The organism is Micromonospora sp. 4G55 (assembly GCF_016803375.1).
The window spans coordinates 1-5556 of sequence record NZ_JAEVHN010000418.1 but is presented as its reverse complement, the minus strand read 5'-3'; the positions used below and the strand labels follow the sequence as shown (position 1 = coordinate 5556).

At 75.0% G+C, this 5556-nt stretch carries 6 protein-coding genes and 2 pseudogenes; 6 read left to right on the top strand and 2 right to left on the bottom strand.

Annotated elements, in window-relative coordinates; translation table 11 throughout:
- The 4 genes and pseudogenes from JNW89_RS26180 to JNW89_RS26165 form a co-directional block, all read left to right on the top strand.
- The coding region (locus JNW89_RS26180; protein ID WP_238450965.1) for a hypothetical protein at positions 1-192 on the top strand (192 nt) is incomplete at its 5' end.
- A complete protein-coding gene (locus tag JNW89_RS26175; protein WP_154939880.1) occupies positions 189-686 on the top strand; it encodes an SRPBCC family protein in 498 nt (165 codons plus the stop codon). The genes JNW89_RS26180 and JNW89_RS26175, both read left to right, overlap by 4 nt.
- A gap of 42 nt (positions 687-728) precedes the next feature.
- A complete protein-coding gene (locus JNW89_RS26170; RefSeq protein ID WP_309140029.1) occupies positions 729-1328 on the top strand; it encodes a DNA-3-methyladenine glycosylase I in 600 nt (199 codons plus the stop codon).
- Positions 1325-1905: pseudogene (locus JNW89_RS26165) on the top strand (hypothetical protein). The gene JNW89_RS26170 and the pseudogene JNW89_RS26165 overlap by 4 nt, the downstream one beginning before the upstream one ends.
- A 55-nt stretch (positions 1906-1960) precedes the next feature.
- Here the strand turns inward: JNW89_RS26165 and JNW89_RS26160 are convergent.
- Positions 1961-2752 (bottom strand): enoyl-CoA hydratase/isomerase family protein, encoded by a 792-nt coding sequence (locus tag JNW89_RS26160; RefSeq protein ID WP_238450963.1) that lies wholly within the window; start codon positions 2750-2752, stop codon positions 1961-1963.
- Between the two features lie 4 nt (positions 2753-2756).
- Positions 2757-3575, bottom strand: a complete 819-nt coding sequence (locus tag JNW89_RS26155) for a PaaX family transcriptional regulator C-terminal domain-containing protein (RefSeq protein WP_238450962.1) — start codon at positions 3573-3575, stop codon at positions 2757-2759.
- Between the two features lie 190 nt (positions 3576-3765).
- Here JNW89_RS26155 and JNW89_RS26150 point away from each other — a divergent pair, with 190 nt between their 5' ends.
- Together JNW89_RS26150 and JNW89_RS26145 are read left to right on the top strand one after the other, a co-directional pair.
- Positions 3766-3933, top strand: coding sequence for a DUF3117 domain-containing protein (locus JNW89_RS26150; RefSeq protein WP_007455245.1), 168 nt, complete (start codon positions 3766-3768; stop codon positions 3931-3933).
- Between the two features lie 143 nt (positions 3934-4076).
- Positions 4077-5551, top strand: a pseudogene (locus tag JNW89_RS26145) (M17 family metallopeptidase).
- Positions 5552-5556 lie beyond the last annotated feature (5 nt).

The window sequence follows — 5556 nt, the reverse complement described above, 5'->3', positions numbered from 1 at the left end:
CGCACCGCCGCCGCCGCGCCCGAGGCCTCCGTCGACGCGCGCCCGCCCTGCCGCACCGCGGCCGGGGACACCGCCCCCCGCTCCGACGGCACCGACTCCGACTCCGACTCCGACTCCGACTCCGACTCCGACGCCGACGCCGACCCGGCTGGCGGGCGGCCCGGCGACAGGGTCCGCTCGGAGTCGCTGTGACCGGCCCGGAGGGCGTGGACGGCCTGCGCGAGGCCGCCCAGCCCGGGGCCGGCGAGTTCACCGCCACGGTGATCGTGGACGCCCCCGCCCCCCGGGTCTTCGCCGCGCTCACCGACTGGGAGCGGCAGTCCGAGTGGATTCCGTTCACCAGGGTCCGCGTCGTCGAGGGCGACGGCGGGGAGGGCACCCTGGTCGAGGCGGTCACCGCGCTCGGGCCGGCGGTGCTGCGCGACGAGATGCGGGTGGTCCGGGTCGACGCGCCGTACGAGGTCGGCGTCGTGCACTGCGGCAAGCTGCTCCGCGGTCCCGGCGTGCTGCGCTGCACCCCGCTGGCCCGGGACCGCACCCAGGTGGTCTGGCACGAGTGGTTCCACCTGCCCGGCGGGCCGGCCGGCCGGGTGGCGTGGCCGCTGCTCTGGCCGGGTTCCAAGGCGAGCCTCACCCTGGCGTTGAAGCGCTTCGCCCGGCTGGTCGAGCAGGGCCGGCTGCCCTGACCCCACCCGACGCTGTCGGGGCCCTGCCCTAGCGTGTACGCCGTGACTGACCTGGTGACCGGCCCCGACGGCCTGACCCGCTGCGCCTGGGGGTCGAGCACCCCGGACTACGCCGTCTACCACGACACCGAGTGGGGTCGGCCGCTGCGCGGCGACGACGCCCTCTACGAGCGGCTGACGCTGGAGGCGTTCCAGTCCGGCCTGTCCTGGCTGACCATCCTGCGCAAGCGGCCGGCGTTCCGGCTGGCCTTCGACGAGTTCCGGATCGAGCGGGTCGCCGGTTACGGCGAGGCCGACGTGGCCCGGCTGCTCGCCGACGCGGGGATCGTCCGCAACCGCGCCAAGATCGAGGCGGCGATCGCCAACGCGCGGGCCGCGCTGGAGCTGCCGGACGGGCTCTCCGCGCTGCTCTGGTCGTACGCGCCGCCGCCCCGGGCCGCCCGGCCGGAGTCGTTCGCCGAGGTGCCCGCCCTGACGCCGGAGTCCACCGCGATGGCCAAGGCCCTCAAGAAGAGCGGCTTCCGCTTCGTCGGCCCCACCACCGCGTACGCGCTGATGCAGGCCACCGGCATGGTCGACGACCACCTGGCCGGCTGCCACGTGGCCGCCGCCGAGGCGGCCCGTGATGAGATGGGGGCATGACCGCGACCGACCACCGCACCAGCGGGACGACCGACGTCGACGGGCCGGCTGAGGGCGCCTGGGCGGTGCTCCTGCCGGCCGGCCGGTACGACGCCGAACGCCTCGTCCACCACGACACCCTGGAGCTGCCGGCCCCGGTCGGGGAGTCCCGGCCGCGCCCCGGTGACCCGGTGGCGGTGCTGGCGCCGGAGCCGCCCCGGCTGGTGGCCCTGGGGCGGGTCGCCCGCGCGGGCGCGGACTCGCTGGCGGTGACGTACACCCGGCGGCCTTCGACGAGCCGGCCCCGGCCGACCAGGTGCCGCTCGCCGGGCCGGTCACCCCGCTGGACGCCGGGGTCTACCGCGAGCTGGCCGACCGGCTCGGCCCGCCGCCGCTGCGCCGCACCTGGCTGGTCAGCCTGGACCTCCCGATCGAGGCGGACTCCCGGGCCGAGGCGGTCCGGCTCTTCTGGTCGTACGTGCAGGAGCTGGGCCCGGCCGAGCTGCCCGCGTTCGTCTCGCCGTCCGGCGACGAGCTGGCCATGCAGGCGTTCGTGCTGGGCGCCGAGGCGAACCAGGACCCGGAGGAGGACGACTGACCCGGTCCGGGTGAGCGCCGAGCCGGCCCGGCGGACCGGGCCGGCGACAGCGACGTCAGTGGCCCTCGAAGACCGGCTTGCGCTTCTCCACGAACGCCATCGTGGCGGCCTTGTGGTCGGCGGTGGCGCCGCAGATCGCCTGGGCCTGCGCCTCGGCGGCGAGGGCGTCGGCGAGGGTGCCCGCGTCGGCGATGGAGAGCTGGCGCTTGATCGCCGCGTACGCGACGGTCGGGCCGGCGGCGAGCCGGGCGGCCAGCTCCTGCGCGGTCGGCAGCACCAGCTCGTCGTCCTCGACCAGCTTGTTCAGCAGGCCCAGCCGGCACGCCTCCTCGGCGCCGACCGGCTCGGCGAGCATCAGCAGCTCGACGGCCTTGGCGTGGCCGACCAGCCGGGGCAGCGTCCACGAGGCCCCGGTGTCGGCGGCCAGCCCCACCCCGGCGAACGCCATCAGGAACTTCGTCTTCGGGCCGCCGACCCGGAAGTCGGCGAGGAAGGCCAGCGAGGCGCCCGCCCCGGCCGCCATCCCGCGCACCGCGGCCACCACCGGCTTGGGCAGGTTGGCCAGCCGGGCGGCGATCGGGTTGTAGTGCGCCCGCACGGTGTCCAGCGGGTTGGTGGTGGTCGACTGGAGGGTCTGCACGTGCTCGCGCAGGTCCTGGCCGGCGCTGAACTGCCCGCCCGCGCCGGCCAGCACCACGGCCCGGCAGGAACGGTCGGCCTCCAGCTCGGCCAGGGTGTCCCGGAGCGCCTCCTTGAGCGCCACGTCGAGCGAGTTCATCGCCGTGGGGCGGTTCAGCGTCAGGGTGACCACGGCGTCGGTGCGGTCGACGAGCAGCGGCTCGGTCACGTTTCTAACGACCCTTCTGTCGGGCGATGCGGTTGCTGGCGTCGAGGCAGTGCTCGACGTACCGGTCGGCGGCCGGCCGCAGCCGGGCCGCGTGCCGGTCGAAGAAGCTGGCCGCGGCGGTGCCGGGCCAGCGCTCCGGAAGCAGCGCCGGGGGCAGCTGCGGGTCCCGGAACAGGAAGGTACGCCACGCGTGCACCAGCCGGAACCGGGCCGCGTACGCCTCCTCGTCGCCGCTGCGCACGGTCACCCCGGACAGCAGCGGCCGTTGCTCGGAGACGAACCGCTCGTACGCGTGCCCGATCTCGGTGAGGTCCCAGGCCCGGCGGACCACCCCCATCGCGCCCGGCGTGCCGGCGGCGTGCGCGGCGGTGAACCGCTCGTAGCGCACGCCGGCCTCCTCCAGGAGCAGGTCCACGTCCTCGCTCGCCCGGGTGGCCACCCAGGTGTGCTCGTCGAGGGTGCCGTAGCCCAGGAAGGCCAGGTTGGCGGCGAGGCGCTGCCGGTCCCGCCGGGCGGTCGGGGTCTGGAGCACCAGGAGGTCGAACCGGCCGTCCCAGGTGACCCGGCCGGTGCGGTAGATCCGGGCGCCCGCCTCGTCGAGTCGCCGGGCGGCCTTCGGTGTGATCGAATATCCCGGCCCGGTGGCCAGCCGGAGCGGATCCAGCCAGCCCTGGCGGACCATCCGGGAGACCGCGGTGCGCACGGCCGGAGGAGCGATCCCGAGCGGCGCCAGCAGCTTCACCAGGGCGGCGACCGGTGCACGGCCACCCCTGGGTCGGAGGTAGTCGCCGTACAGGTCGAAGAGTGCCGACCGTGCCTGCATGACCGCACATTGTGACAGGCCTTCTCAAGATAAGCTAGATGCTGTTACATCAATGCTGCTTCGGTTTGGGTCCGGCGGTGTTCATCAGGGAAAATCGTTGCTCGACACCTCCGCGTACGTTGCGGGTGGTCGTGACGAAGTGGCTGTGGGGCAACCCACCGACCCTGATACAGGTCTGAGGGGAGACAACATGGCGGCGATGAAGCCGCGGACGGGCGACGGTCCGCTGGAAGTCACCAAGGAGGGCCGGGGCATCGTCATGCGGGTCCCGCTGGAGGGCGGTGGCCGGCTCGTCGTCGAGATGACTCCCGACGAGGCCAATGCACTGGGTGACGCCCTGAAGGCGGCCGCCGGCTGATCGACCGACAGGCCGCGCGGCGACGCGCGGGCGGTTCGTCGTATCCCTGAGCACCGGCCACGGCCGGTGGCTCAGGGTCTTCACCTGTGTACGCGGGTGGCCAGGCCCCGCACCACGATCCATTCTCGGAGGTACGGTCCAGCGTGCTCGCCATCCGCCTGTCAGCCGGTCCGGACCGGCTCGACACCCTCGTCCTGCCCGTCCGCGCTGCGGCCGACACCGACGGGGGCGACACCCCGGTGACGCTGGCCCCGACCGGGCCGGCCCTGCCCGACGAGGTGCTGGCGGAGGCGACCGCCCTGCTGCCGGCCACCCGGTTGACCGGCCGGCCGGCGAGACGTACGCGCACCTGCGCCCGGCCCGCACCCCGGCCCGACTGCTGCTGCTCGGCATCGGCGACGGCGCCGACCGGGCCTGGCGAGCCGCCGGGGCGGCATTGAGCCGCGCCGGCAAGGATGAGACGCACATCACGTTTTCGGTGCCGACCGGCACCGGCGCGGAGGCGGTCCGCGCCCTCGTCGAGGGGCTGCTGCTCGCCTCCTACCGGTTCCGGCTGACCGAGGCCGGCGAGTCGCCCGCGCTGACCGGGGTGGACCTGCTGGTCGACGACCCGGACGCGTACCGCGACGCGGTCGAGGTGGCCGAGACCACCGCCCGGATGACCCGGCTCGCCCGGGACCTCACCAACACCCCGTCCTCGGTGAAGAACCCGCAGTGGTTCGTCGCGCAGGTCGAGGCCGCCGTGGCCGGCCAGCCCGACCTGCACCTGCGGGTACGCGGGCCCGAGGAGCTGGCGGCCGAGGGCTTCGGCGGCATCCTCGCCGTCGGCGGCGGCTCGGCGAGCACCCCCCGCCTGGTGGAGCTGGACTGGCGGCCCGCCGACGCCCGCACCCACGTGGTGCTGGTCGGCAAGGGCATCACCTTCGACACCGGCGGCATCTCCATCAAGCCGGTGCCGGCGATGAAGCTGATGCGCAAGGACATGGCCGGCGCGGCCGCGGTGATCGCGGCGACGCTGGGCGCGGCCGCGCTGCGGCTGCCGGTGCGGATCACCACGCTCGCCCCGCTGGCCGAGAACATGGTCAGCGGGTCGGCGTTCCGTCCCGGCGACATCGTCCGCCACTACGGCGGCCTGACCAGCGAGACCACCAACTCCGACGCCGAGGGCCGGCTGGTCCTCGCCGACGCGCTGGCGTACGCGGTCCGGGAGCTCCAGCCGGACCTGCTGATCGACCTGGCCACCCTGACCGGCGCCAACGCGGTCGCGCTCGGCAAGCGCACCGGCGCTCTCTACAGCGAGAACGACCAGCTCGCCGCCGACCTGCTGGCCGCCGTCGACGCCGCCGGCGAGGCCGCCTGGCGGATGCCGCTGGCCGCCGACTACGTCGAGCACCTCGGCAGTGACCTGGCGGACCTGCACAGCTCGCCCGCCGTCGGCGCCGGCTCGGTGACCGCCGCGCTCTACCTGCGCGAGTTCACCGGCGACCTGCGCGACCGGTGGCTGCACATCGACATGTCCGCGCCGTCCTGGGCCGACGGCGACGACGCCGAACTGACCCGGGGCGCGACCGGCTGGGGCGTGCGCGGGCTGCTGCGCTGGCTGGCGACGCTGGACTGAGCCGG

Coding starts and splice junctions, on each gene's coding strand:
- JNW89_RS26155 (WP_238450962.1), bottom strand. CDS start 3,575: ATGCAGGCACGGTCGGCACTCTTCGACCTGTACGGCGACTACCTCCGA.
- JNW89_RS26150 (WP_007455245.1), top strand. CDS start 3,766: ATGGCGGCGATGAAGCCGCGGACGGGCGACGGTCCGCTGGAAGTCACC.